The sequence below is a fragment of the Streptococcus sp. UMB1203 genome (genome assembly GCF_030217725.1).
Taxonomy (GTDB): domain Bacteria; phylum Bacillota; class Bacilli; order Lactobacillales; family Streptococcaceae; genus Streptococcus.
The window spans coordinates 22,654-49,360 of sequence record NZ_JASOOK010000008.1 but is presented as its reverse complement, the minus strand read 5'-3'; the positions used below and the strand labels follow the sequence as shown (position 1 = coordinate 49,360).

The window sequence follows — 26,707 nt, the reverse complement described above, 5'->3', positions numbered from 1 at the left end:
AAACTATGATTAACAATGTTGTACTTGTAGGGCGTATGACACGTGACGCTGAGTTACGTTATACCCCATCAAATGTAGCAGTTGCGACCTTTACTCTTGCAGTAAACCGTACATTTAAGAGTCAAAATGGTGAACGTGAGGCTGATTTTATCAATGTCGTTATGTGGCGCCAACAGGCTGAAAACCTTGCTAACTGGGCTAAAAAAGGCTCACTTATCGGGGTGACAGGTCGTATCCAGACTCGTAGTTACGATAACCAGCAAGGACAACGTGTCTACGTGACTGAGGTCGTGGCTGAGAATTTCCAAATGTTGGAAAGCCGTAGTGTGCGTGAGGGTCACACAGGTGGAGCTTATTCTGCACCAACTGCAAACTATTCAGCGCCTACAAATTCAGTACCAGACTTTTCACGTGATGAAAATCCATTTGGAGCAACAAATCCTTTGGATATTTCAGATGATGATTTACCATTCTAATGGACAACTAAAATTATAAAGGAGAAAAAACATGGCTCAACAACGTCGTGGCGGATTCAAACGCCGTAAAAAAGTTGATTACATCGCAGCAAACAAAATTGAATATGTTGATTACAAAGATACTGAGCTTCTTAGCCGTTTCGTTTCAGAACGTGGGAAAATCCTTCCTCGTCGTGTAACAGGAACTTCAGCTAAAAACCAACGTAAAGTAACAACAGCTATCAAACGCGCTCGAGTAATGGCTTTGATGCCTTTCGTAAACGAAGATTAAAAAAAAGACCCTGAAGGGTCTTTTTTTCACGAGCATTGAAATGAGAGAGCGAGTTGGGTCCGGATGGACCTCTTTTTCATGAGCTTGGAGACAAGAAAGCGAATTAAGACCCCGACGGGTCTTTTTTCACGAGATAGTTTTTTTCTGACCTTGGTGTGCTATAATGGTGATAGAAAGAGTAAAGGTGGGTAAGACAAAGATGGATTGTACGATTAGAAATATGATTAAGTCTGATATTGAATCCTTATCTCATAGATTTATCAATCAAGGTTGGCCTGGTAGAGAGGAGATTTTGGCTAGATATTTTCTGGAACAGGAAAGTGGGGAGAGAGAAGTCTTAGTTGCAGAGATTGATGGTGCTGTAGCGGGCTACGTTACCATTTTACCCTTTGCTAAACATGGTCCTTTTGCAGAAGTCTATCCAGAATTATCAGATTTTAATGTGTTTGAGTCTTTTAGAAATCAAGGGATTGGGAGTCAACTGCTAGAAGAAGCAGAAAAACGAGTCAAGTTTGTTTCGAGTAAGGTCACTCTTGGTGTAGGTTTGCACTTAGGCTATGGCCCTGCCCAGAGATTGTATATCAGACGGGGCTACATTCCAGATGGGACAGGTGTCTGGTATCGAAATCAACCCTTGGAAATGAATGCTACTATTCAAAATAATGATGATTTAGTTCTGTACTTATCCAAGAAGTTCGAATAAGAGATAGCGAATTTCTTTGAAAATAGGGGATTTAGCTACTTTATGGTATAATGGAAAGAGTTAGATTGAAAGAGGTAGTGAGATGGATGCGAAATTAAGATACAAGGCAAAGAAGATTAAAATCGTCTTTTTTGATATTGATGATACATTGCGAAATTCCAAGACTGGTTTTATTCCGTCTTCAATCCCAGCTGTTTTTAAGCAATTACGTGAGAAAGGAATTTTGACAGGTATTGCTTCTGGACGGGGGATTTTTGGTGTCGTTCCAGAGATTCGTGAACTCAAGCCTGACTTTTTTGTAACCTTAAATGGTGCCTATATTGAAGATAAAAAAGGTCAGGTCATTTATCAACATCAGATTGAGAAGTCAGATGTTGAGGAGTATGTCTCTTGGGCTAAGCAAGAGGGGATTGAGTATGGTTTGGTTGGGAGTCATGATGCTAAGCTATCGACTCGCACCGATATGATTAGTGAAGCGATTAATCCAATTTATCCTGATTTAGATGTGGATCCAGATTTCCATGAAAAAGAAAATATCTATCAGATGTGGACTTTTGAAGATAAGGGGGATGATTTGTGCTTGCCTGAGAGTCTCTCAGACAAACTTCGCATGGTTCGTTGGCATGAGCATTCGTCTGATATTGTGCCGATTTCAGGCTCCAAAGCGACGGGGGTGGAAAAGGTTGTGGAACACCTTGGCTTGAAACCAGACAACGTCATGGTTTTTGGAGATGGGCTGAATGACTTGGAACTCTTTGATTATGCTGGAATCAGCGTTGCCATGGGAATTTCCCATGATAACATCAAAGAAAAAGCAGATTATATTACAAAAACGTTAGAAGAAGATGGTATTTTTGATGCCTTAGAAAGATTTGGTATGGTAGAAAAAGAATTGCATTTCCCACAAGTAGACATTGAAACAGTAGAAGGTCCGTTGGCGACTATTAAGACCAATCACGGAGACTTGCGTATCAAGCTCTTCCCTGAACATGCTCCTAAAACAGTGGCTAACTTTGTAGCTCTTTCTAAAGATGGCTATTATGATGGTGTCATTTTCCACCGTATTATCAAGGACTTTATGATCCAAGGTGGAGACCCAACTGGAACTGGTATGGGTGGCGAGTCAATCTACGGTGAATCATTTGAGGATGAATTCTCTGAAGAACTTTACAATATCCGTGGTGCCCTTTCCATGGCTAATGCTGGGCCAAATACCAACGGCAGTCAGTTCTTTATCGTGCAAAATCAACACCTGCCTTATTCTAAAAAGGAGATTGCTCGTGGTGGTTGGCCAGAACCGATCGCAGAAATCTATGCAGAGCAAGGTGGGACACCTCACCTAGACCGTCGTCACACTGTATTTGGTCAGCTAGCTGATGAAGATTCTTATGCTGTTTTGGATGCCATTGCTGCTGTTGAGACTGGAGCTATGGACAAGCCAGTTGAAGATGTCGTGATTGAAACAATTGAAATTGAGGACTAAGATGAAAATCGGTGATAAGCTAAAGGGGCGTATTACAGGGATTCAGCCCTACGGTGCCTTTGTTGAGCTAGAGACGGGTGATACGGGGCTGATTCACATTTCGGAGATTCGGACAGGCTTTATTGAAAATATCCAAGAAGCCTTGAAAGTCGATGAAGAGGTTCTGGTTCAGGTGGTGGATTTAGATGAATTTACAGGGAAAGCTAGCCTTTCTATCCGCACCTTGGAGGAAGAAAAGCACCAGTTTCCGAGACGGAGACGCTTTTCAAGCGACCGCTTTAACTATGGTTTTGCCCCTCTCAAACGAATGATGCCAATTTGGACCAAGGAAGCCCTTCAATATTTGAAGAATCAGAAGCGCTAGTTAGAAAACTCTATCTTTTGTAATGTTAATATAAATTTGCTATAATAAGACCATGGAAGAAGAATTATTAAAATCAGGAGAGCGCATTAACCAGCTCTTTTCGACAGATATCAAAATCATTCAAAATAGAGAGGTTTTTAGCTATTCGGTGGATAGTGTTCTCTTGTCACGTTTTCCACGTTTTCCTAAGAAGGGCTTAATTGTGGATTTCTGTGCTGGGAATGGAGCAGTGGGGCTATTTGCTAGCACTCGTACCCAGGCACAGATTTTGGCTGTGGAGATTCAGGAGCGTTTGGCAGATATGGCTGAACGCTCTGTCCGTTTGAATGGTTTGGAAGAGCAGATGCAGGTCATCTGTGATGATTTGAAAAATATGCCTGCTTACATTCAGGGAAGTAAGGTGGATATGATTTTGTGTAATCCGCCCTATTTTAAGGTGGATCCTCATTCTAACTTGAACGAGAGTGAACACTATCTCTTGGCACGCCATGAAATCACAACTAATTTGGAAGAAATCTGTCGTAGTGCCCAAAGTATTCTCAAGTCTAATGGGCGTTTGGCCATGGTTCATCGTCCTGATCGACTCTTGGATATTTTGGACATGTTTCAACGGCATAATCTAGCACCTAAGCGTCTGCAGTTTGTTTATCCAAAAAGAGAAAAGGAAGCTAATATGCTCTTGATTGAGGCTATCAAGGATGGCTCGACAAGTGGTTTTAAGGTCTTGCCTCCTCTCATTGTCCACAATGATGATGGTTCTTATACGCCGGAACTTGAAGAGATTTATTATGGATCATAAGGCTTATATGTATGTGCTTGAGTGCCGTGATGGCTCCTACTATACGGGTTATACGACTGACGTGAGGAGACGCCTGGCTGTTCACAATAGTGGGAAGGGAGCCAAATATACACGATCACGCTTGCCAGTCAAACTTATCTATGCTCAAGGTTTTGCCAGTAAGGCTGAAGCCATGTCGGCTGAAGCCCTTCTCAAGCGTAAGAAGAGGCCACAGAAGGAAAAATTTTTATCTGAAAATCAAGATAGAAATTTGCTTATACTCAATGAAAATCAAAGAGCAAACTAGGAAGCTAGCCGTAGGCAGTACTTGAGTACGGCAAGGCGAAGCTGACGTGGTTTGAATTTGATTTTCGAAGAGTATCAGTTATTTTGAAGAATTGTGAGGAGCCCTTTGACTCCTCTTACTTTTGTCAAAAAGCGAAAAAAATGCTACAATAAAGAGAATAAACAAAATGAGGTATTATCATGTCTAAGATTCTAGTATTTGGTCACCAAAATCCAGACTCAGATGCCATCGGGTCATCTGTAGCCTTTGCCTACCTTGCAAAAGAAGCATACGGTTTGGATACGGAAGCTGTTGCCCTTGGAACTCCAAATGAAGAAACAGCCTTTGTCTTGAACTATTTTGGTGTAGAAGCACCGCGTGTTATCACTTCTGCTAAAGCAGAAGGCGCAGAGCAAGTTATCTTAACTGACCACAATGAATTTCAACAATCTGTATCAGATATCGCTGAAGTAGAAGTTTATGGTGTTGTGGACCACCACCGTGTGGCTAATTTTGAAACTGCAAGCCCACTTTATATGCGTTTGGAGCCAGTTGGATCAGCATCTTCAATCGTTTACCGTATGTTCAAAGAACATGGTGTAGCTGTGTCTAAAGAGATTGCTGGTTTGATGCTTTCAGGTTTGATTTCAGATACCCTTCTTTTGAAATCGCCAACAACACACCCAACAGATAAAGTTATTGCTTCTGAATTAGCTGAATTGGCTGGTGTCAACTTGGAAGAGTATGGTTTGGCTATGTTGAAAGCTGGTACAAACTTGGCTAGCAAATCTGCTGAAGAATTGATTGACATCGATGCTAAGACTTTTGAATTGAACGGAAACAATGTTCGTGTTGCCCAAGTAAACACAGTTGACATCGCTGAAGTTTTGGAACGTCAAGCAGAAATTGAAGCTGCAATGCAAGCTGCTAACGCAGCAAATGGTTATTCTGACTTTGTCTTGATGATTACAGATATCGTCAACTCAAACTCAGAAATCCTAGCACTTGGTGCTAACATGGACAAGGTTGAAGCAGCCTTCAACTTCAAACTTGAAAACAATCATGCTTTCCTTGCTGGTGCTGTTTCACGTAAGAAACAAGTGGTACCTCAATTGACTGAAAGCTTTAATGCTTAAGATTTTGAGTGTCAATTCAAATTAGGAAATTCTAGTTTGAATTATATCGAAAGGAGTTTCGGCTCCTTTTTTTCTAGGAGTGAAGCATGTTAGAAAATGGCGATTTGATACTCAATGAAAATCAAAGAGCAAACTAGGAAGCTAGCCGCAAGCTGTACTTGAGTACGGTAAGGCGACGCTGACGTGGTTTGAATTTGATTTTCGAAGAGTATGATTTTTGTGAGAGATGAGTCAGATATAGGGCAGGCCATCCAGACTTCCACAGGCAACTATAACCATGTTGCCATTTATTTGGATGGGATGATTTACCACGCTAGTGGACAGGCTGGTGTTGTCTGTCAAGAACCTGCAGACTTCTTTGAGCCCAATCACTTGTACGACCTTTATGTCTACCCAGAAATGGATATCCAATCTGTGAAGGAAAAAGCTTGCAAACATCTAGGGGCACCCTACAATGCTTCTTTCCATCCAGATGGCGCTGGTTTCTACTGTTCCCAGTATATAGCAAAAATTCTACCGATTTTTGAAACTATTCCCATGAAATTTGGAGATGGGGAGCAGGAGATTAGTGATTTTTGGAGAGAGTATTACAGAGAACTAGGTCTGCCTGTTCCTTTGAACAAGCCGGGGACCAATCCTAGTCAGTTGGCAGCATCGCCTCTGTTAGAATGTAAAGAAAGGAATCTTCATGATTCAGATTTTTAATCCATCTCGTTTGACGAGACAGCCATTTTTTAGAGAATTGATCCGCTATCTGGACCAGCATGAGGATGTGATTTTACGGGAAATTAAGGCTCAATTTCCAGATGTGGCAGTTGATAAACTCATGGAAGAGTATATAAAGGCAGGCTTGATTCTACGAGAAAATAAGCGTTATTACCTTAATCTTCCTATGCTTGAATCACTCGATAGTCTTGAACTGGATCAAGAGATTTTTGTCAGCGAAGCTAGTCCGGTCTATCAAGCCTTGTTAGAGCAGAGTTTTGAGACAGAATTGCGCAATCAAACCAATGCAGCTATTTTAGTTGAAAAGACAGACTTTGCGAGAACAAAAATGACCTTGTCTAATTATTTCTACAAGGTCAAACATCAGTATCCTTTGACAGAAAAACAGCAGGAACTTTATGACATTTTGGGTGATGTTAATCCTGAGTATGCTCTCAAATACATGACAACTTTTTTGCTAAAATTTCTCAAAAAAGACCAGCTTATGCAGAAACGCCGTGATATCTTTGTGGACAGTTTAGTTGTCCTAGATTATATTGTTCAAAATGAAGATGGAAAGTATGAGTTGGCCGTCGATTTTGATAAGGAAAGATTAACTTTCTACTTGGTTTGATTTCTTGTTTCTGAGCACATTGTTTGACTTTCCTTAGTATTCGGTATAAACTATATGTAACCGGTAACACATATCGGAATAAAATTAAAGGAGACAATCATATGTCACTTGAAAACAAATTGGAACAAGCAACAGGCGCTATCAAAGAAGGATTTGGTAAAGTTACTGGGGATGGCAAGACTGAAGCAGAAGGCGCTGTAGAAAAGACAGTTGCTAAGGCAAAAGAAGTAGTTGAAGATGCTAAAGGTGCTGTAGAAGGTGCCGTTGAAGGTTTGAAAAACGCTTTTAAATAAAAATAGAAAAAATCAAGGGTTTCATTTCCCTTGATTTTTTTACTATCTTATAAATAATTTTCTGCGACAGCTGCATCTCCAGGATAGGCTTCTTTCTTTCCTTGGACGATTTGGTAGCAATCGGCTCCCTTACCGGCGATAATAACTGCATCTAATTCGTGATTTGTGATAGTCATCGCTGCCTTGATGGCTTCTTGTCGATCCGCAATTTTTTCAACAGGATGATTGATATAGCTACTAATTTCATCTGCAATGGACATTGGATCTTCATAGTTGGGGTCATCAGCAGTCAGAAAGACTTGAATCTCAGGATGTTGATTAAGGAGGAGGCCAAAGTCCTTACGACGGCTTTCTCCCTTATTTCCTGTCGAACCCAGAACCAGAGCAATTTTTCCTGTTTGATGAGTTTCTACAACCTTGATTAGTTTTTTGAGGCTGTCACCATTGTGGGCGTAGTCGATGAAAACCTTGGCTCCATTTTTCTGAGTGAGGACTTCCATACGACCAGGAACTCGGGTTGCAGCGATACCTTTTTTGATGTCCTCAAGACTAGCTCCGAGACGAAGACAAGCAAGTCCAGCAGCAACGGCATTTTCTTGGTTGAAGTGACCAATCAGTTGGATATCATAGTCTCCAACGAGTTTACCTGTAGCTGAAAAGCTAAAGGCTTTGGAATTCTCGATTTGGTTATCAGACTTACTACCATAGAAATCATGGTCTTGATCTGACACTTGTTCTTTCAAGACAGAAAAGTGGTCCATGTCACTGTTAATGATGACTGCTCGGCTATTTTCCATCAAGAGACGCTTGTGGTAGAAGTAGTCTTCAAAGCTAGGGTGTTCAATCGGGCCGATATGGTCTGGGCTGATATTGAGGAAAACTCCCACATCAAAGGTTAGACCATAGACACGTTTGACCAGATAGGCTTGACTGGAGACTTCCATGATGAGGTGGGTGCGGTCATTTTGCACAGCTTGATTCATCATGTCAAAGAGATCAATACTCTCAGGGGTTGTCAATGAAGACTTAAAGAAAGTTTTGCCATCTAGAGTTGTGTTCATAGTTGACAACATTGCAGGTCGATGCCCTTGAGATAAGATGTTATAGGCGAAATAGGCTGCTGTTGTCTTGCCCTTGGTTCCAGTGAAGGCAAGGAGTTTGAGTTTTTCCTGTGGATTTCCATAAAATTCCATGGCAATCAAACTCATAGCTTTCTTGATATCACTGACGATAATGACAGGAATACCAACTTCATAGTCTTCTTCAGCCACATACCAACCGAGGCCTTGAGAGATGGCTGACATCAGAAATTCCTTCTTAAAGGCAGCACCCTTGACGAAAAAGAGGCTCTTCTCTTTGGCCTTACGGCTGTCATAGCAGATGGTGTCAAACACGACATGACTGTAGTTGTAGTGGTAATGTCCTTGGTCGATAATCTCACGGAAGAGACCATCTTTCTTTAAAATATCTAATACGGTTTCAATCTTAATCATACTTTCTATTGTAAACCGAAAGTCGTAAATTTACAAGTGACAAGGAAAAGTTTATAATGGAAGATGAGGAATTTTTCCTAGTTATTAAAATCAAATGAGGAATCTATGTCTAACGAAAACAATCACCAGCAGGCCCAGATGTTACGGGGGACTGCTTGGCTAACGGCTAGTAATTTTATCAGTCGCCTGCTTGGGGCCATCTATATTATCCCTTGGTATATCTGGATGGGATCTTATGCAGCTACGGCCAATGGTCTCTTTACCATGGGTTACAATATCTATGCTTGGTTCTTGCTGGTTTCAACAGCAGGGATTCCAGTTGCGGTGGCCAAGCAAGTGGCTAAGTACAATACCATGCGAGAAGAAGAGCATAGCTTTGCCCTGATTCGGAGCTTTTTAGGCTTTATGACGGGGCTAGGTCTGGTCTTTGCACTAGTCTTGTATCTCTTTGCTCCTTGGCTAGCAGACTTATCAGGTGTGGGGAAAGACTTGATCCCCATTATGCAGAGCTTGGCTTGGGCGGTCTTGATTTTCCCATCTATGAGTGTTATCCGAGGTTTCTTCCAAGGGATGAATAACCTGAAGCCTTATGCCATGAGCCAAATCGCTGAGCAGGTTATTCGTGTTATCTGGATGCTCTTGGCTACCTTCATGATTATGAAAATGGGCTCAGGAGATTATCTAGCAGCGGTTACCCAATCCACCTTTGCTGCCTTTGTCGGCATGGTAGCTAGTTTTGCAGTTTTGATCTATTTCCTTGCCAAAGAAGGATTACTTAAAAGAGTCCTTGAAACAGGAGATAAGATAAACAGCAAGCGTCTTTTGGTCGACACCATTAAGGAAGCTATTCCTTTTATCCTGACAGGGTCTGCTATCCAGCTTTTCCAGATTTTGGACCAGATGACCTTTATCAATAGTATGAGTTGGTTTACCAACTATAGCAATGAAGACTTGGTTGTCATGTTTTCTTATTTCTCAGCTAATCCTAATAAGATCACTATGATTTTGATTTCTGTTGGGGTTTCGATTGGGAGTGTAGGCTTGCCACTCTTGACTGAAAACTATGTCAAGGGAGACTTGAAGGCAGCTTCTCGGCTAGTTCAGGACAGCATTACCATGCTTTTCCTATTCTTGCTGCCAGCAACGGTTGGAGTGGTCATGGTAGGAGAACCTCTCTATACTGTCTTCTATGGCAAGCCAGATAGTTTGGCCATGGGCTTATTTGTCTTTGCAGTTTTGCAGTCTACCATTTTAGGTTTGTACATGGTCTTGTCTCCCATGCTTCAAGCCATGTTCCGCAACCGCAAGGCAGTTCTCTATTTTATCTATGGTTCCATTGCAAAGCTGGTCTTGCAACTTCCAACCATCGCTCTCTTCCACAGTTATGGACCTTTGATTTCAACAACCATCGGTCTCATCATTCCTAATGTTTTAATGTATCGGGACATTTGCAAGGTAACTGGTGTTAAGCGCAAGGTGATTTTGAAACGAACCATTTTAATCAGTTTGTTAACTATTTTCATGTTTCTAGTAGTTGGGACATTCCAGTGGATTTTAGGATTTGTCTTCCAACCAAGTGGACGTTTGTGGAGTTTCCTATACGTAGCTCTTGTCGGTGCCATGGGGGGAGGAGTTTACGGATTCTTGAGTCTTCGTACCCGTCTATTGGATAAGGTGATTGGACAAGCCCAAGCTAATCGCTTACGAGCAAAATTAAGAATTTCTCAATAATTTTTTATAAATAAAAGGGATAATTTGAACATTTCTATCATGGAATGCTTGAATTATTCTCTTTTTTATTATTTTGTAGAATAATTTCTATAGTTTGTAGATGTAATGATTAATTTTTTTAAAAAATCTATTGACTAAATAAAACCTGTAATGTATAATAAGACAAATATTTAAATCAGGAGGTTCTGGAAATGAAAAAGTCTAAGGCCAAGTATGCAACGCTTGCAGGTGTCGTGTTAAGTGCCTGTGGAAATTCTAGCACAGGGTCAAAAACATACAATTATGTTTATTCAAGTGATCCATCTAGTTTGAACTATCTAGCAGAAAACCGTTCAACAACTACTGATATTGTGACCAACCTGGTAGATGGTCTCATGGAAAATGACCAATATGGGAACTATGTCCCATCCTTGGCTGAGGATTGGAGTGTTTCTAAGGACGGTTTGACCTATACCTACAAACTGCGGAAAGATGCTAAATGGTATACTGCAGATGGAGATGAATATGCTCCTGTAACTGCCCAAGATTTTGTCACTGGTTTGAAATATGCGGCTGATAAAAAATCAGAAGCCTTGTACTTAGTGCAAGAATCCGTTGCAGGTTTAGATGACTATATCACTGGTAAAACAAGCGACTTTTCAACTGTCGGAGTCAAGGCTCTTGATGACCAAACCGTTCAATATACCTTGGCACGACCAGAACCTTACTGGAACTCAAAAACAACCTCAACTATTCTCTTCCCAGTCAATGCGGATTTCTTGAAATCAAAAGGGGATGATTTTGGGAAGGTAGGTCCATCTAGCATTTTGTACAATGGACCTTTCTTGATGAAATCCTTTGTTTCAAAATCGGTCATCGAATACAAGAAAAATCCTAACTACTGGGATGCTAAAAATGTCTTTGTAGATGATGTGAAATTGACTTATTTTGATGGTAGTGACCAAGATGCGTTAGCACGTAATTTTACCGAAGGTGTTTATAGCTATGCTCGTCTCTATCCAAACAGTTCAAGCTTTGAAGGGATTAAAGAAAAGAATAAGGACAATATCATCTATAGCATGCAAGATGCTACTTCTTACTTCTTAAACTTCAATTTAGATAGAAAATCTTATAAATTCACTTCCAAGACAAGTGATGCTGAAAAGAAATCGACTCAAGAAGCAGTTCTGAATAAAAACTTCCGTCAAGCCATTAATTTTGCCTATGACCGTACAGCTTACGGGGCCCAATCTCAAGGAGAAGAGGGAGCAACTAAGATTTTGCGTAACCTCGTCGTTCCTCCAAACTTCGTAAGTATCAACGGAAAAGACTTTGGTGAAGTAGTAGCCTCTAAGATGGTTAACTACGGTAAGGAATGGCAAGGAATCAACTTTGCGGACGCCCAGGATCCATACTACAATCCAGAAAAAGCTAAAGCTAAATTTGCTGAAGCTAAGAAAGAACTCCAAGCCAAAGGAGTCCAATTCCCTATACACTTAGATAAAACTATAGATTTGGCTAATAAGGCTGAAATTCAAGGAATCAATTCCATGAAGCAATCAATAGAATCTGTCTTGGGTTCAGATAATGTTGTGATTGATGTTCACCAACTTTCTACAGAGGATTATGATAGTTCAGGTTATCTTGCTCAAACTGCAGCTCAGAAGGATTATGATCTTTACAATGGTGGTTGGACTGCAGACTATCAAGATCCTTCAACCTATCTTGATGTCTTTAACGTTAATTCTGGTGGTTTGATGCAAAATCTAGGTATAGAGCCAGGTGAAGCCAATGACAAAGCCAAGGCTGTTGGACTGGATGTCTACACTCAAATGTTGGAAGAAGCTAATAAGGAACAAGATCCAGCTAAACGTTATGAAAAATATGCAGATGCCCAAGCTTGGTTGGTGGATAGCTCTCTAGCAATTCCAAATGTTTCACTTGGTGGAACACCAACATTGAGAAAAATCGTTCCTTTCTCAACACCATATTCATTGGCTGGTAATAAAGGGGTTGAATCATATAAATACCTCAAATTACAAGATAAGACAGTTACAAAAGACGAATATGAAAAAGCCAAAGAAAAATGGCTGAAAGAAAAAGAAGAATCCAATAAAAAAGCCCAAGAAGAATTGGCAAAACATGTCAAATAAGGATTTTTCAAGAAAACGATGGTTTCGAAGGAAGCTGTCGTTTTTTAATAGAATGATGTAGAATTTGTTAGAAAAGTGCTTACATTTTTTAAATTGCTTATTGAGATTATGATATAATAAATACAACAAAAAGTAAAAAGATGCTTTCGAAAGCCTCTTCCGGTGTCAATTGAAGTATGTACATTCTAGGATAATTTTATAGGAGGGATGCTATCTACTGTAAAAGTAAGATAAAACGCAACAAATGATAAGTCCTTCTTTTATACGAAGAGTGCTTATCTGCCTATTTACTAATCGTTATGGAGGTAAGGTCATGGGCGCTATTATGGAGTTTGCGACAGAAAAACAGATTGAATCATTTCTTTCAACTTGCCACATTGAAGGGCAAAAGAATTTTCTGATGGCTTTCAAGAAAAAGACATGGCTGAAATCCTTTATTGATTTTTTCGTTATAGGAGGAAGTTACTATGTTCAGTCGAGTGTGAAGCCTAAAATTCTAGTATTCACACCAAAGGGTATCTACTTGATGGACATCAGTGATGTAACTGAAAATCGTTCTAATCAAGTCGTAGAGATACCTTGGAATGATGTTAAAGATTTTACTTATCAGACAGTCTTGAATACAGTTAGGCTGAACTGGCACTATCAAAATGAAGACTATATTTTTTCCGTGGATGTCGGTCAGATTGGTCAGCATGTGGGCCAGTATCAATTTAATAAAGACCATTATGACTATTTAGCCCAACAGGATTTCTTTCGTTCACAGTAAGCCCTAGCAATCATTTTTACAAAAGAATCTGGAAACTTTTCTGGATTCTTTTTAGCTTTACTCGATAAGTCTATAGTTTGAAACTATAACTAGCTCTTGAAAAGAAGAAAATGAGTTGATGAAAATAAGTGGTACAATAGTTACTATAGATTTGGAGGTATTGTATGAGCAAGGAATTACACATTAACACAATTTTGGCCCAGGCGGGTATCAAATCGGATGAAGCGACAGGTGCACTGGTGACGCCGCTTCATTTTTCAACAACTTATCAGCATCCAGAGTTTGGTAAATCTACTGGATTTGACTATACGCGTACCAAAAACCCAACTCGTAGTAAGGCTGAAGAAGTCTTGGCGGCTATCGAGTCAGCAGACTATGCCCTAGCGACTAGCTCAGGTATGTCAGCTATTGTACTGGCCTTTAGCGTCTTTCCAGTAGGAAGTAAGGTCTTGGCAGTGCGTGACCTTTACGGTGGTTCTTTCCGCTGGTTCAACCAAGTGGAGCAGGAAGGTCGTTTCCATTTTACCTATGCCAATACAGAAGAAGAATTGATTGCCGAGTTAGAGAAGGATGTGGATGTTCTCTATATCGAAACTCCAACCAACCCTTTGATGTTGGAATTTGATATTGAAAAACTAGCAAAATTGGCTCATGCTAAGGGTGCCGAAGTGGTGGTGGACAATACCTTCTATAGCCCTATCTACCAACGTCCGATTGAAGATGGAGCAGATATCGTCCTTCATTCAGCAACCAAGTATCTAGCAGGCCACAATGATGTCTTGGCTGGAGTGGTTGTGACCAATAGTTTAGAACTATACGAGAAGCTTTTCTACAATCTCAATACGACAGGAGCAGTCTTGTCTCCATTTGATAGTTATCAATTGATTCGTGGTCTCAAAACCTTGTCTCTTCGTATGGAACGTTCAACAGCCAATGCTCAAGAAGTGGTTGCTTTTTTGAAGGATTCTCCAGCAGTTAAGGAAGTTCTCTACACTGGTCGAGGGGGCATGATTTCCTTTAAAGTAGCAGATGAAAAACGTATTCCTCATATTTTGAACAGCCTCAAGGTCTTCTCTTTTGCGGAAAGTTTGGGTGGGGTGGAAAGTCTTATTACTTATCCAACGACACAAACTCATGCCGATATTCCAGCAGAAGTGCGCCATTCTTATGGTTTGACAGATGACCTCTTGCGCTTGTCAATTGGGATTGAGGATGCTAGAGATTTGATTGCAGATTTGCGCCAAGCATTAGAAGGATAAGACAAAGATGGGAAAATATGATTTTACAAGCCTGCCCAATCGTTTAGGGCATCATACCTATAAATGGAAAGAGGCGGAAACGGATAGTGAAGTTCTACCAGCTTGGATAGCGGATATGGACTTTGTAGTCTTGCCTGAAATCCGCCAAGCCGTGCAAACTTACGCTGATCAACTGGTCTATGGCTATACTTATGCTAGTGAAGAGTTAATTAAGGAAGTTCAAAAGTGGGAAGCTACACAACATGGTTATCACTTTGACAAAGAGGCTCTTGTCTTTATCGAGGGTGTGGTACCGGCCATCTCAACAGCTATTCAAGCCTTTACAAAAGAAGGAGAAGCAGTTCTGATTAACACACCTGTCTATCCACCTTTTGCTCGTAGTGTCAAGTTGAACAATCGTAGATTGATTACCAATTCTTTGGTGGAAAAGGATGGTCTGTTTGAGATTGACTTTGACAAGCTGGAGAAGGATTTGGTGGAAGAGGATGTAAAACTTTATATCCTCTGCAACCCTCACAATCCTGGTGGACGTGTTTGGGAAAAAGAAGTCTTGGAAAAGATTGGCCAACTCTGTCAAAAATATGGTGTTTTGTTGGTTTCAGATGAGATTCACCAAGATTTGGCCCTCTTTGGTCACAAGCATCATTCCTTCAATACCATTAATCCTGCCTTCAAAGATTTTGCGATTGTCTTGAGCAGTGCCACTAAAACCTTTAATATTGCTGGGACAAAAAATTCCTATGCAGTTATTGAAAATCCTAAGTTGCGAGTGGCTTACCAGAAACGCCAGTTGGCCAATAACCAGCATGAAATTTCAGGCTTGGGTTATTTGGCGACAGAAGCTGCTTATCGCTATGGGAAGGATTGGTTAGAGGAACTCAAGCAAGTCTTTGAAGACCATATTAATTATGTGGTGGATCTATTTGGAAAAGAGACTAAAATCAAGGTCATGAAACCGCAAGGAACCTACTTGATTTGGCTTGATTTTTCAGCCTATGACCTGACTGATGAAAAATTACAAGAGCTTTTGAGAAATGAAGCTAAGGTTATCCTCAACCGTGGTTTGGATTTTGGGGAGGAAGGAAGTCTCCATGCCCGCCTCAATGTAGCCATGCCTAAATCTCTGTTGCAAGAAGTTTGTCAGCGGATTGTGACGACTTTTGCCAAACTTTAAAAATCCAGCCTTCTAGGAGAAAAGTATCTCTAGAAGGCTATTTTCATAGGGGAAAATATGGTATAATAAAAAGATAAGGTAAAGGTAAAAATATGGCTAAATTGATTCCGGGGAAAGTCCGTATCGAAGGCGTTGCCCTTTATGAAACTGGTAAGGTTGACATTATCAAGGAAAAGAACAATCGGCTCTACGCTCGCGTTGCAGAAGAAGAACTGCGCTATAGTTTAGAGGATGATTTGGTTTTTTGTGCCTGCGATTTTTTCCCAAAGAGGGGCTACTGTGTGCATTTGGCAGCTCTGGAGCATTTTCTGAAAAATGATGAGCGTGGTCAGGAAATCTTGCAAAGTCTGGAAGAAGGTCATGAGGAAAAAGAGGCCGTTGAAACCAAGGTGACCTTGGGTGGCAAATTTTTGGAACGAATCTTATCTCCAAAATCAGACCGAACCTATGAGTTGTCAGCTGTGGGTCAGGTGCAAGCAGGAAGCAATCATATCTTGTGGACTCTGAGAATCGGGCAAATCAATAGCCAAAAATACTACGTTATTCGGGATATTCCACTCTTTTTAAAAGTCGTCGAGAAGAGAAAACCTTATATGATTGGTAAAACTTATGAGGAGTCTCTATCTTGGGAAGCCTTTAATGAGGAAAGTCAAGAGCTTCTGACTTTCTTACGCGGACTAATGGAGGAAGGACTTAGTCCAGAGCTTTTTTTCCAAAACCAAGGTCGGCATCTCTTTTTCCCTCTAACTTTTTTTGAGCAGGGTGTGAATTTACTGATGACCTTGCCTCATTTTCAATTTGACCATCAAGTGGATAGCTACCAGACTCTACTTTTTCAGGATATGCATGCGGATGCCAATCTATTTGCCTTTACAGTAACAGAATACTCAGATTATTTTGAAATGGAAATCGGTGAGAGTCCAAGGGTTAATGCCTTTTATCAGGGAGCTGTGCTTTTCCATAAAGGACAGGTTTATTTTCTAACAGACCAGCAGATGTGCCTTCTCAAGGAAATCAAAGCGTTGCCTTTGGATCAACATGGAAAGAAATACCTGCAATTTGATAGCAGTGACCGCGATAAGTTGGCTTCTTGTTTAACTCTTTTTAGCCAGATGGGGACCGTTTCAGCTCCAGAACGTCTACAAATCAAAACTTTTACACCCTCTTTTTACTTTGATAGGGAAGAGGATAATCGGATTCGTTTAGAAATTCAGTTTGATTATGGAGATAAGCAAGTATCTAGTCGACAAGAGCTGGAAGAGTTACCATTTTCGAGTGATGCTAACTTAGAAGAAAAAATTTTCCAAGTTTGTCTGGCTGCGGGCTTTGAAGCAGATTTTCAATCTTGGCGTCAGGCCTTAAAAGCGGAATCTGTCTATCATTTCTTCCATGAAATCATTCCAATATTTGAAAAACTCGGGCATGTTGACCTATCAGACAAGCTAGAAGAACTTTATAGCCTAGCGAGTCCTCAAGTGCAGATTGCTTCTAAGGGAGGTCTCTTGGAAATCCAGTTTGATTTTCAAGATATTGCCCAAGAGGAAATTGACCAAGCCATGCAGGCCTTGGTTGCCAACCAAGATTTTTACATTGATTCCTCCAATCAAGTCTACTTTTTCGATGACGAAACCAAGAAAATTCGCCAAAATCTACAGGAACTAGGACAGTTTGAATTAAAAGATGGGACCTTGCAGGCTCGAAAATCCTTGGCCTATAGTTTAGCTCATCTTTTTGAAGGGCGTGACCGTGTTTCTTTTTCACAAGAATTCCAGAATTTGGCCCAGGATTTAACGCATCCAGAGGACTTCCCACGACAAGCAACTCAGGTTCAGGCTGATTTACGAGATTATCAGGAAAAGGGAATCGGCTGGCTGCAAATGCTCCACCATTATGGTTTTGGTGGGATTTTGGCTGATGATATGGGACTTGGTAAAACCCTTCAGACCATTGCTTTTTTGACCAGTCAGGTGACAAAAGAAAGTCGGGTTTTGATTTTAGCTCCGTCAGGTTTGATTTACAACTGGGCAGATGAGTTTCAGAAATTTGCCCCACAGTTGGATGTAGCTGTTGTTCATGGTTTGAAAGCAAGTCGTGAAGAGATTCTTGCTGAAAGCCATCAAATCTATGTGACGAGCTATGCCACCTTCCGTCAGGACAGTGAGCTTTATCAGGGGATGGCTTTTGATTTCCTTTTCTTAGATGAAGCTCAGGTTATGAAAAATGCCCAGACCAAGATTTCCCAGACCTTGAGACAGTTTGTAGTACCGTCGGTCTTTGCCTTGTCAGGAACTCCTATTGAAAATCATCTGGGTGAGTTGTGGTCTATTTTCCAAATTGTTATGCCAGGACTCTTGCCAAGCAAGAAAGAATTTATGAAATTGCCAGCTGAGCGAGTAGCTCAGTTTATCAAGCCTTTCGTTATGCGACGCAAGAAAGAAGAAGTTCTGACTGAATTGCCAGATTTGATAGAAGTCGTTTATAAGAATGAACTGGAAGACCAGCAAAAGGCTATCTATCTAGCCCAGTTACAACAGATGCGGGAACGACTGGCTCAAGTGTCAGACCAGGAATTCCAACGAAGTCGAGTGGAAATCTTGTCTGGTCTGATGCGCTTGCGTCAAATCTGTGACACCCCTGCCCTCTTTATGGAGGATTATCAGGGTGCCAGTGGTAAACTGGATAGTCTACGAGATCTGCTGGTACAGGTGGCAGACGGTGGACACCGTGTCTTGATTTTCTCGCAGTTCAAGGGAATGTTGGAGAAAATTGAACAAGAACTACCAGACTTGGGCTTGACTTCCTTTAAAATTACAGGGTCAACACCAGCCAAGGATAGACAAGACATGACTAAGGCATTTAACCAAGGGGAGAGAGATGCCTTTCTGATTTCCCTTAAGGCAGGTGGTGTTGGTCTGAACCTGACCGGTGCTGATACAGTGATTTTGGTTGACCTTTGGTGGAATCCTGCGGTGGAAGCGCAAGCCATTGGCCGTGCCCATCGGATGGGTCAGGAAGAAACGGTTGAGGTCTATCGCTTGGTGACCAAGGGAACCATTGAAGAAAAAATTCAGGAACTTCAAGAACAGAAGAAACATCTGGTGTCACAAGTATTGGACGGCACAGAGTCACGTGGCAGTCTGACCCTAGCAGAAATTAGAGAAATTTTGGGAATTTCTGAAGCCAGCACTTGAAAAATCAAGACAATACGCTATAATGAAGTGTTGAAAGGAAATAGAAAATGAGAGAAGAACGATTTCCATTGGTCTCAGATGATGAGGTCATGCTGACTGAGATGCCGGTTATGGACCTCTATGATGAATCTGACTTTATCAGTAATATCAAGGGAGAATACCGTGATAAGAATTATCTGGAGTGGGCCCCTATTACTGAAGAAAAACCAGTCAAACCCATTGAAAAGCCAGTAGAGAAACCTAAGAAGGCTGGTTTAGGAGTTAAAAAAGAAGGAAAGAGCTATGCGGAGGTGGCGCGTGAAGAAGCGCGTGCGGACTTGAAAAAGAAACGCTCAGCAAGTTATCTGACTAAGGATATTACTCCTACAAGACGCCATTCTCAGCCAAGTCTGGTTAGACAGGACAATCAACCTACCGCGCCTTTCCAAAAGGAAAATCCTGGTGAATTTGTCAAATATAGCCAAAAATTGACCCAGTCTCATTACATCTTGGCGGAAGAAGTGAACAATATTTCGACTCAAGCTGAGCCAAAAGAAACTTCAGGCCCAAAGAAAAACAACTATGATTTTCTGAAAAAGAGCCAAATCTACAATAAAAAGAATCAACAAAAAGAACAAGAACGTCAGGTTGCCCAAGAGTTGAATCTGACAAGAATTACGGAATAGGGGAGAAAACATGTCAAAGACATATCATTTTATCGGAATTAAGGGATCAGGTATGAGTGCCTTGGCCTTGATGTTGCACCAAATGGGGCATAAGGTACAGGGATCAGATGTTGAAAAGTACTACTTTACTCAACGTGGTCTTGAGCAGGCAGGAATTACCATTCTTCCTTTTGATGAAAAGAATCTAGACGGTGATATGGAAATTATCGCTGGGAATGCCTTTCGTCCAGATAACAACGTTGAAATTGCCTATGCGGATCAAAATGGCATCAGCTACAAACGTTACCATGAGTTCCTAGGTAGCTTTATGCGTGACTTTGTTAGCATGGGAGTTGCTGGAGCGCATGGAAAAACTTCAACAACAGGTATGTTGTCTCATGTCTTGTCTCACATTACGGACACTAGCTTCTTGATTGGAGACGGGACCGGTCGTGGTTCAGCCAATGCCAAATATTTTGTCTTCGAATCTGACGAATATGAGCGCCACTTCATGCCTTACCATCCAGAATACTCTATTATCACCAACATTGACTTTGACCATCCAGACTATTTCACAAGTCTAGAGGATGTTTTCAATGCCTTTAATGACTATGCTAAACAAATTACCAAAGGTTTGTTTATCTACGGTGAAGATGCTGAATTGCGTAAGATTACGTCTGATGCACCAATTTATTATTATGGTTTTGAAGCAGAAGGTAATGACTTTGTTGCTAGTGATCTTCTTCGTTCAACAACTGGTTCAACCTTCACAGTTCATTTCCGTGGACAAGAATTGGGGCAATTCCATATTCCAACCTTTGGTCGACACAATATCATGAATGCGACAGCCGTTATTGGATTGCTTTACACAGCAGGATTTGATTTGAACTTGGTGCGTGAACACTTGAAAACATTTGCCGGTGTTAAGCGTCGTTTCACTGAGAAAATTGTCAATGACACGGTGATTATCGATGACTTTGCTCACCATCCAACAGAAATTATTGCGACCTTGGATGCGGCGCGTCAAAAATACCCAAGCAAGGAAATTGTTGCAGTCTTCCAACCGCATACTTTTACAAGAACCATTGCCTTGTTGGACGAATTTGCCCACGCTTTGAACCAAGCGGATGCTGTTTATCTAGCCCAAATTTATGGATCTGCTCGTGAAGTAGACCATGGTGATGTTAAGGTAGAAGACCTAGCCAATAAAATCGATAAGAAACACCAAGTGATTACTGTTGAAAATGTTTCTCCACTCCTAGACCATGACAATGCTGTTTACGTCTTTATGGGAGCAGGAGATATCCAAACCTATGAATATTCATTCGAGCGTCTCTTGTCTAACCTGACAAGCAATGTTCAATAGGAAGTTCTCATGGAAATTCCAATTAAAATCATTCGGGCAAGTAAGTCTGATTTAACTGAGATAGAGGCACTTCAGGCCTCATCTTTTCCAGCTGAAAAGCAGCAACCTTCCCATATTTTAGAAGAAAGTATCCGTAAGTGTGCGGATACCTTTCTTCTAGCTAGGGATGAAAATCAGCTTCTGGGCTATGTTCTAGGCGATCCTCAGCCACATAATCCGCAATGTCTAGAAATGCATTCTTTAGTCATTGACTCTGGCCATCAGAGACAGGGCTTGGGCACGCTTCTTCTTGCAGCCTTGAAAGAGGTGGCGGTTGAGCTGGATTACAAAGCTATTCGTTTGAAGAGTCCTGATGAGTTGCTATCCTATTTTGAAATGAACGGTTTTATTGATGAAGAAGAAGGAACTGCGCTTTATGCAGCTAGTCAAGGTTTTAGTATGATTTGGTTTAATCCTTTTTATCTGGAGGCACAATGAAAATTAGGAAAGCAAGATTAGAAGATTTAGATCGTATCGTTGAGATTGAACTAGAAAATTTCTCACTTGAAGAAGCCATTACTCGCTCTGTTTTTGAGGCGCATTTGCGAGTAATTCAGACCTCTTTTCTGGTTGCAGAAAAAGAGGGTAAGATTATTGGTTATATAGAAGGGCCAGTTGGACCACACCGCCATCTGCAAGACCAGTCTTTTACAGAGGAGATAGAAGACCATAGTCATGAGCCTGGTGGTTATATCTCTGTGACCTGCCTGTCTATTGCCAAGGAAGCACAGAGACTAGGACTGGGTCAGAAATTGCTAACAGCTTTGAAAGAACTGGCTCTTGAACACGAAAGAGAAGGCATTAACCTAACCTGTCATGACTATCTCATCGCCTACTACGAAAAGCATGGATTTGTCAATGAAGGCTTGTCCCAGTCAACCTTTGCAGGAGAAACCTGGTATGATATGGTCTGGGAAGCTAAAAAATAAGCCAGAAAAGCATGCTAGGTTGCTTTTCTTTCGTTTTTAAGATATAATATTATGGATTGTCAACGAGGAGGATAAACTTTTGAGTGAAAAGTCAAGAGAAGACGAAAAATTAAGCTTTAAAGAGCAGATTTTACGTGATTTAGAACGAGTTAAAAAACATGAAGAAGATCAGGAAGAAGTTAATTTAGCTTCAATAAAACCTCAACTTTCTTCTAAAAATGATCAGTCAATAGAAGACTTGATGGAAGATTCTCTATCAGCTGTAGAGGATATTATGAGAAACGCTCCTACCGTGCCGACTCACCCCAGCCAAGATTTACCAGCTTCTCCAGCAGATGAGATAAAAAGAGAAACTCTTACTGTTCCAAGTCATCCCAGTCAAGATGTTCCTTCTTCTCCCGCGGAAGAGGCTGTAAGACAAGCTCCACTTGCTCCTAGTCACCCGAGTCAAGAAGGACCTTCTACTCCATCAGCGGAGGGAGTATCAAGACCAACTCCAGGACCTGTTAGTCCTAGAAACGTAGAGAAGGAATTTAATGAAATCCCAACAAGAGTAGCTGTTTCTTATAAGACTGAAGCTGAAAAAGAACCTCAGAAAGAAGTAGCAAAACCAGAACCAGTTACGGAATCGGAAGCTGTTGAAGTTGTTACTGAAACTCCACGTCGTAGTCGCCGTGAGACAGTTAAACCAGTTAAGAAGAAAAAATCACATTTGAAGGCTTTCTTCATTTCACTACTGATTTTCCTTGCCCTGATTTCAGCAGGTGGTTACTTCGGTTATCAGTATGTTCAGTCATCTTTATTACCAGTTGATGCTAATTCTAAGCAGTATGTAACCGTTCAAATCCCGGAAGGATCCAATGTCCAAGAGATTGGATCAGCACTTGAAAATGCTGGTGTGATTAAACACGGAGTGATTTTTGCTTTCTATGCGAAATATAAGAATTATTCAGATTTGAAGGCTGGATATTACAATTTGCAAAAGAGCATGAGTACAGAGGATATCATTAAGGAACTACAAAAAGGTGGTACTCCTGAACCTCAAGAACCTTCACTTGCTGATTTAACCATTCCAGAAGGATATACGATTGATCAAATTGCCCAAGCTGTAGGCCAATTACAAGGTGAATTTAAAGAACCTTTGACAGCGGAAGCCTTCTTGGCTAAGGTGCAAGATGACAACTTTATCAGTCAAGAAGTTGCTAAATATCCTAGTCTACTTGAAAGCTTGCCAACGAAAGAAAGTGGAGTTCGTTACCGTTTGGAAGGTTATCTCTTCCCAGCGACCTACTCTATCAAGGAAAGCACGACTATTGAAAGCTTGATTGATGAGATGTTGGCAGCCATGGATAAGACCTTGACTCCGCACTATAGTGCAATTAAGTCTAAGAACTTGACAGTTAATGAATTGCTAACAATTGCTTCACTTGTTGAAAAAGAAGGTGCTAAGACTGAAGATCGTAAATTGATTGCAGGTGTCTTCTACAATCGTTTGAACCTTGGTATGCCACTTCAAAGCAATATCGCAATCTTGTATGCTCAAGGCAAACTTGGCCAAAATATCAGCCTAGCAGATGACGCTGGAATTGATACATCGATTAATTCACCATACAATGTTTATACAAAACCTGGTTTGATGCCTGGTCCAGTGGATAGTCCAAGTAAGGACGCGATTGAAGCAAGTATCAACCAAACAAAGAGTGAGAACCTCTACTTTGTAGCCAATGTTACAGATGGTAAAGTCTATTACGCAGTGACACAGGAAGAACATGATCGTAATGTAGCTGAGCACGTCAATAGCAAGCTTACTCAAAATAGTAGTTCAAACTAAGACTACAAAAATGAGAATCTCAGATAGAGATTCAATACTATCGAAAGAAAGTTGAGAAAAATGGCAGAAAAAACATATCCTATGACCCTTGCGGAAAAGGAAAAACTTGAAAAAGAATTAGAAGAATTGAAATTGGTCCGCCGTCCAGAAGTGGTAGAACGCATTAAGATTGCCCGTTCATACGGTGACCTTTCTGAAAACAGTGAGTACGAAGCAGCTAAGGATGAACAAGCCTTTGTTGAAGGACAAATCTCTAGCTTGGAAACAAAAATCCGTTATGCTGAAATCGTCAATAGCGACTCAGTTGCCCAAGATGAAGTAGCGATTGGTAAAACAGTCACTATCCAAGAAATTGGTGAGGACGAAGAAGAAGTTTATATTATCGTAGGTTCAGCTGGTGCAGATGCTTTTGCAGGTAAGGTTTCAAATGAAAGCCCAATTGGACAAGCTTTGATTGGTAAGAAAACAGGTGACACAGCAACTATTGAAACACCTGTTGGTAGCTATGATGTAAAAATCTTGAAGGTTGAAAAAACAGCCTAAAACAAAAAAGGAGTGGGGAGGCAGTGCGCTTCACTCACTCCTTTTTCCATTTTAAATTGAATTGGAGACTATATGAGTTCAAAGAAGAAAAAAAATAAGATGGAGCGTGGTTTAACTAATCGTCACGTACAGGTTATGGCCATCGCCGGAACAATAGGAACAGGACTCTTTTTGGGAGCGGGTCGCTCAATTAGCCTAACAGGTCCGTCCATTGTACTGATTTATATGATTACTGGGGCTTTTATGTTCCTCATGATGCGTGCGGTTGGGGAAATGCTCTACCAAGACCCTGAGCAACATACCTTTATCAACTTTATCACGCGCCATTTGGGTAAGGGCTGGGGCTATTTCTCAGTTTGGTCTTACTGGCTATCCGTTGTCTTTATCGGTATGGCGGAAATCACAGCTATCTCTCACTATGTTCAGTTTTGGTTTCCTAGCTGGCCAAGTTGGATGATTGAGATTGGATTTTTGACCATTTTAGCCTTGGTCAATCTGATTGCGGTGAAGCTCTTTGGGGAAGTTGAGTTTTGGTTTGCGATGGTCAAGATTGTGGCTATTTTAGCTATGATTGCAACAGGAGTCTTTATGGTCTTGACTGGCTTTAAGACGCCTCATGGAGTAGCAAGTTTGGCCAATATCACCGACAATTTCTCCCTCTTCCCTAATGGTGGAGTGAACTTTGTCATGGCCTTTCAGATGGTTTTCTTTGCTTACCTCATGATTGAGTTTATCGGGGTAACAACCTCTGAAACCAAAAATCCACGCCAGGTTTTGCCAAAAGCCGTTAAGGAAATTCCTTTGCGTATCGCCTTTTTCTATGGTGGTGCCCTCTTAGCCATCATGGCTATCATTCCTTGGCGTGAACTTGCATCGGCTGATTCTCCTTTTGTTACAGTATTTGAATTGGCAGGTATTAAGTGGGCAGCAGCCTTAATTAACTTCGTCGTTTTGACATCAGCAGCATCTGCTCTTAACTCAACCCTTTACTCAACAGGTCGTCACTTGTATCAGATTGCTCATGATTCACCAAATCCATTCTTAAAGGCTATCAAGGCAGATACTCTTTCTCGTCACAATGTGCCACAAAATGCCATCATTGCTTCAGCAATCTTGATTGCCCTAGCAGCCTTTATTAATGTCTTGCCGGGTGTTTCCGATGCCTTTGCCTTGATTACGGCATCATCATCAGGTGTCTATATCGCCATTTATATCTTGATTATGGTGGCTCACCTTAAATACCGCAAGTCAGCAGACTTTATGGCGGATGGCTATCTCATGCCCCACTATCGTTTCCTAAATCCTCTAACCATGCTCTTCTTTGTCTTTGTCTTTGTAACCCTCTTTTTACAAGAGTCTACTTTAGTAGGAGCCATTGGTTCAGCTATTTGGATTATCGGTTTCGGGATTTACAGCCAGTGGAAATTTAGAAAATAAATTAATACTCAATGAAAATCAAAGAGCAAACTAGGAAGCTAGTCGCAGGCTGCTCAAAACACGGTTTTGAGGTTGTGGATAGAACTGACGAAGTCAGTAACATATATACGGCAAGGTGAAGCTGACGTGGTTTGAATTTGATTTTCGAAGAGTGTAAGGACTCATCAACTCAGGTTGGTGAGTTTTTGCTAGTTTGACAGTCTATTGAAATAAGACTATAATCAAGCTGTAACAGTGTTTGAGGAGGTTTAGATGTACTTTAGATTGGAAAATAAGGAATCCCATAAATCACAAGAAATAGGGAATCTGATTCGTGTTTATAACCGTTCAAAAAGAGAAGAAGCTGAAACTGAGCCACTGAATCTTTATGTCGAAGATGAAGAGGGCAATCTTCTGGCAGGTTTGATAGCAGAGACTTTTGGAAATTGGCTAGAAATCGAGTATTTATTTGTAAAAGAGGAACTCAGAGGGCAAGGAATCGGTTCAAAACTATTGCAGCAAGCAGAAACTGAAGCTAAGAATCGAAACTGTCGTTTTGCTTTTGTCAATACTTACCAGTTTCAAGCTCCTGATTTTTATAAAAGGCATGGCTACAAGGAAGTCTTTGCTTTGCAAGACTATCCCTACATTGGGCAAAGATATTATTACCAAAAAGATTTGTAAGGAGAATATGAAATCATAAAGCAAAAAGGGGGGCTTGACATAAGTATGAAGGAGATTCTCGATAAATACCAGTTAAATCCTACAAATTGTGTCTTTCTAGGTGATAGTGAGGACAATACAATCGCTGCTGAGAAATTGGGAATCAAGGTCTATACGGTTAAGAAGAGAAGTGATGTCGTCGATATTTTGAAATCCTATATTTAAACTAAAAACTCTCTATCTTTTTTTGCTAGAGAGTTTTTTTGTTAACAAAATGTTACAAAATGACATTTATATATTGCATTAAGTTAGATATATGATATAATAATGTTGAAAAGAGGCGCAACTTTTTAAACTCAATAAGAATCAAGGAGCAAACCACGAATATTAATGGAGGA

27 protein-coding genes are annotated in these 26,707 nt (G+C 40.8%); 26 read left to right on the top strand and 1 reads right to left on the bottom strand.

The window, feature by feature from the left end; all coding sequences use genetic code 11:
* Positions 1-5 precede the first annotated feature (5 nt).
* The 11 genes from ssbA (at position 6) to QP439_RS03450 (ending at position 7,129) form a co-directional block, all read left to right on the top strand.
* A complete protein-coding gene (gene ssbA, locus QP439_RS03500; protein WP_000609606.1) occupies positions 6-476 on the top strand; it encodes a single-stranded DNA-binding protein SsbA in 471 nt (156 codons plus the stop codon).
* Positions 477-507: 31 nt separating this feature from the next.
* On the top strand, positions 508-747 hold the full coding sequence (rpsR, locus tag QP439_RS03495) for a 30S ribosomal protein S18 (RefSeq protein ID WP_000068664.1): 240 nt from the start codon (positions 508-510) through the stop codon (positions 745-747).
* Positions 748-946: 199 nt separating this feature from the next.
* Positions 947-1,450 (top strand): GNAT family N-acetyltransferase, encoded by a 504-nt coding sequence (locus QP439_RS03490; protein WP_285387637.1) that lies wholly within the window; start codon positions 947-949, stop codon positions 1,448-1,450.
* A gap of 82 nt (positions 1,451-1,532) precedes the next feature.
* Complete coding sequence (locus tag QP439_RS03485) at positions 1,533-2,933, top strand: bifunctional Cof-type HAD-IIB family hydrolase/peptidylprolyl isomerase (RefSeq protein WP_285387630.1); 1,401 nt, start codon at positions 1,533-1,535, stop codon at positions 2,931-2,933.
* 1 nt (position 2,934) lies between these two features.
* Positions 2,935-3,297 (top strand): S1 RNA-binding domain-containing protein, encoded by a 363-nt coding sequence (locus tag QP439_RS03480; protein ID WP_153226010.1) that lies wholly within the window; start codon positions 2,935-2,937, stop codon positions 3,295-3,297.
* Between the two features lie 52 nt (positions 3,298-3,349).
* A complete protein-coding gene (locus QP439_RS03475) occupies positions 3,350-4,096 on the top strand; it encodes a tRNA1(Val) (adenine(37)-N6)-methyltransferase (RefSeq protein WP_285387629.1) in 747 nt (248 codons plus the stop codon).
* Entirely contained in the window at positions 4,086-4,382 is a 297-nt protein-coding gene (locus QP439_RS03470; RefSeq protein ID WP_285387628.1) for a GIY-YIG nuclease family protein, read from the top strand. The genes QP439_RS03475 and QP439_RS03470 overlap by 11 nt, the downstream gene beginning before the upstream one ends.
* A 179-nt stretch (positions 4,383-4,561) precedes the next feature.
* On the top strand, positions 4,562-5,497 hold the full coding sequence (locus QP439_RS03465; RefSeq protein ID WP_254754130.1) for a manganese-dependent inorganic pyrophosphatase: 936 nt from the start codon (positions 4,562-4,564) through the stop codon (positions 5,495-5,497).
* 210 nt (positions 5,498-5,707) lie between these two features.
* The gene (locus QP439_RS03460; RefSeq protein WP_285387627.1) at positions 5,708-6,202 is read left to right on the top strand and encodes a YiiX/YebB-like N1pC/P60 family cysteine hydrolase; all 495 of its coding nucleotides are present in this window, start codon (positions 5,708-5,710) and stop codon (positions 6,200-6,202) included.
* On the top strand, positions 6,186-6,836 hold the full coding sequence (locus QP439_RS03455) for a DUF1803 domain-containing protein (RefSeq protein ID WP_070529115.1): 651 nt from the start codon (positions 6,186-6,188) through the stop codon (positions 6,834-6,836). Before QP439_RS03460 ends, QP439_RS03455 begins: the two co-directional genes overlap by 17 nt.
* A 101-nt stretch (positions 6,837-6,937) precedes the next feature.
* Entirely contained in the window at positions 6,938-7,129 is a 192-nt protein-coding gene (locus tag QP439_RS03450; RefSeq protein WP_000051182.1) for a CsbD family protein, read from the top strand.
* Between the two features lie 47 nt (positions 7,130-7,176).
* On the opposite strand, the gene QP439_RS03445 is transcribed toward QP439_RS03450, so the two are convergent.
* Positions 7,177-8,622, bottom strand: coding sequence for a UDP-N-acetylmuramoyl-L-alanyl-D-glutamate--L-lysine ligase (locus tag QP439_RS03445; RefSeq protein WP_285387625.1), 1,446 nt, complete (start codon positions 8,620-8,622; stop codon positions 7,177-7,179).
* Positions 8,623-8,727: 105 nt separating this feature from the next.
* On the opposite strand from QP439_RS03445, the gene QP439_RS03440 reads away from it, so the two are divergent.
* From QP439_RS03440 to QP439_RS03370, 15 genes are all read left to right on the top strand, one after another.
* Positions 8,728-10,353 (top strand): putative polysaccharide biosynthesis protein, encoded by a 1,626-nt coding sequence (locus QP439_RS03440; protein WP_285387624.1) that lies wholly within the window; start codon positions 8,728-8,730, stop codon positions 10,351-10,353.
* Positions 10,354-10,544: 191 nt separating this feature from the next.
* Entirely contained in the window at positions 10,545-12,485 is a 1,941-nt protein-coding gene (locus QP439_RS03435; RefSeq protein WP_285387623.1) for a peptide ABC transporter substrate-binding protein, read from the top strand.
* A gap of 313 nt (positions 12,486-12,798) precedes the next feature.
* Complete coding sequence (locus tag QP439_RS03430; protein ID WP_261102053.1) at positions 12,799-13,254, top strand: hypothetical protein; 456 nt, start codon at positions 12,799-12,801, stop codon at positions 13,252-13,254.
* A 164-nt stretch (positions 13,255-13,418) separates the two neighbouring features.
* Positions 13,419-14,513 (top strand): cystathionine gamma-synthase, encoded by a 1,095-nt coding sequence (locus tag QP439_RS03425; RefSeq protein WP_247947319.1) that lies wholly within the window; start codon positions 13,419-13,421, stop codon positions 14,511-14,513.
* A 7-nt stretch (positions 14,514-14,520) separates the two neighbouring features.
* On the top strand, positions 14,521-15,687 hold the full coding sequence (locus QP439_RS03420) for a MalY/PatB family protein (protein WP_285387619.1): 1,167 nt from the start codon (positions 14,521-14,523) through the stop codon (positions 15,685-15,687).
* Positions 15,688-15,779: 92 nt separating this feature from the next.
* Positions 15,780-18,878, top strand: a complete 3,099-nt coding sequence (locus QP439_RS03415; RefSeq protein WP_285387617.1) for a pilus expression-regulating Snf2 family helicase — start codon at positions 15,780-15,782, stop codon at positions 18,876-18,878.
* Positions 18,879-18,925: 47 nt separating this feature from the next.
* Entirely contained in the window at positions 18,926-19,543 is a 618-nt protein-coding gene (gene zapJ, locus QP439_RS03410; protein WP_285387615.1) for a divisome accessory protein ZapJ, read from the top strand.
* A 10-nt stretch (positions 19,544-19,553) separates the two neighbouring features.
* Positions 19,554-20,888, top strand: a complete 1,335-nt coding sequence (gene murC / locus QP439_RS03405) for a UDP-N-acetylmuramate--L-alanine ligase (RefSeq protein ID WP_285387613.1) — start codon at positions 19,554-19,556, stop codon at positions 20,886-20,888.
* A 9-nt stretch (positions 20,889-20,897) separates the two neighbouring features.
* Positions 20,898-21,365 (top strand): GNAT family N-acetyltransferase, encoded by a 468-nt coding sequence (locus tag QP439_RS03400; RefSeq protein ID WP_285387612.1) that lies wholly within the window; start codon positions 20,898-20,900, stop codon positions 21,363-21,365.
* Positions 21,362-21,856 carry a GNAT family N-acetyltransferase gene (locus QP439_RS03395; protein ID WP_084926844.1) on the top strand — a complete coding sequence of 165 codons (495 nt, stop codon included), beginning with the start codon at positions 21,362-21,364 and terminating at the stop codon, positions 21,854-21,856. Before QP439_RS03400 ends, QP439_RS03395 begins: the two co-directional genes overlap by 4 nt.
* A gap of 79 nt (positions 21,857-21,935) precedes the next feature.
* On the top strand, positions 21,936-23,687 hold the full coding sequence (gene mltG / locus QP439_RS03390) for an endolytic transglycosylase MltG (protein WP_049550605.1): 1,752 nt from the start codon (positions 21,936-21,938) through the stop codon (positions 23,685-23,687).
* A gap of 60 nt (positions 23,688-23,747) precedes the next feature.
* Positions 23,748-24,230, top strand: coding sequence for a transcription elongation factor GreA (gene greA, locus QP439_RS03385; RefSeq protein WP_000818750.1), 483 nt, complete (start codon positions 23,748-23,750; stop codon positions 24,228-24,230).
* 72 nt (positions 24,231-24,302) lie between these two features.
* Complete coding sequence (locus tag QP439_RS03380; protein WP_285387610.1) at positions 24,303-25,667, top strand: amino acid permease; 1,365 nt, start codon at positions 24,303-24,305, stop codon at positions 25,665-25,667.
* Between the two features lie 252 nt (positions 25,668-25,919).
* Positions 25,920-26,330, top strand: a complete 411-nt coding sequence (locus QP439_RS03375; protein WP_080978008.1) for a GNAT family N-acetyltransferase — start codon at positions 25,920-25,922, stop codon at positions 26,328-26,330.
* A 45-nt stretch (positions 26,331-26,375) separates the two neighbouring features.
* The gene (locus QP439_RS03370; protein WP_084926847.1) at positions 26,376-26,534 is read left to right on the top strand and encodes a hypothetical protein; all 159 of its coding nucleotides are present in this window, start codon (positions 26,376-26,378) and stop codon (positions 26,532-26,534) included.
* Positions 26,535-26,707: the final 173 nt, after the last annotated feature.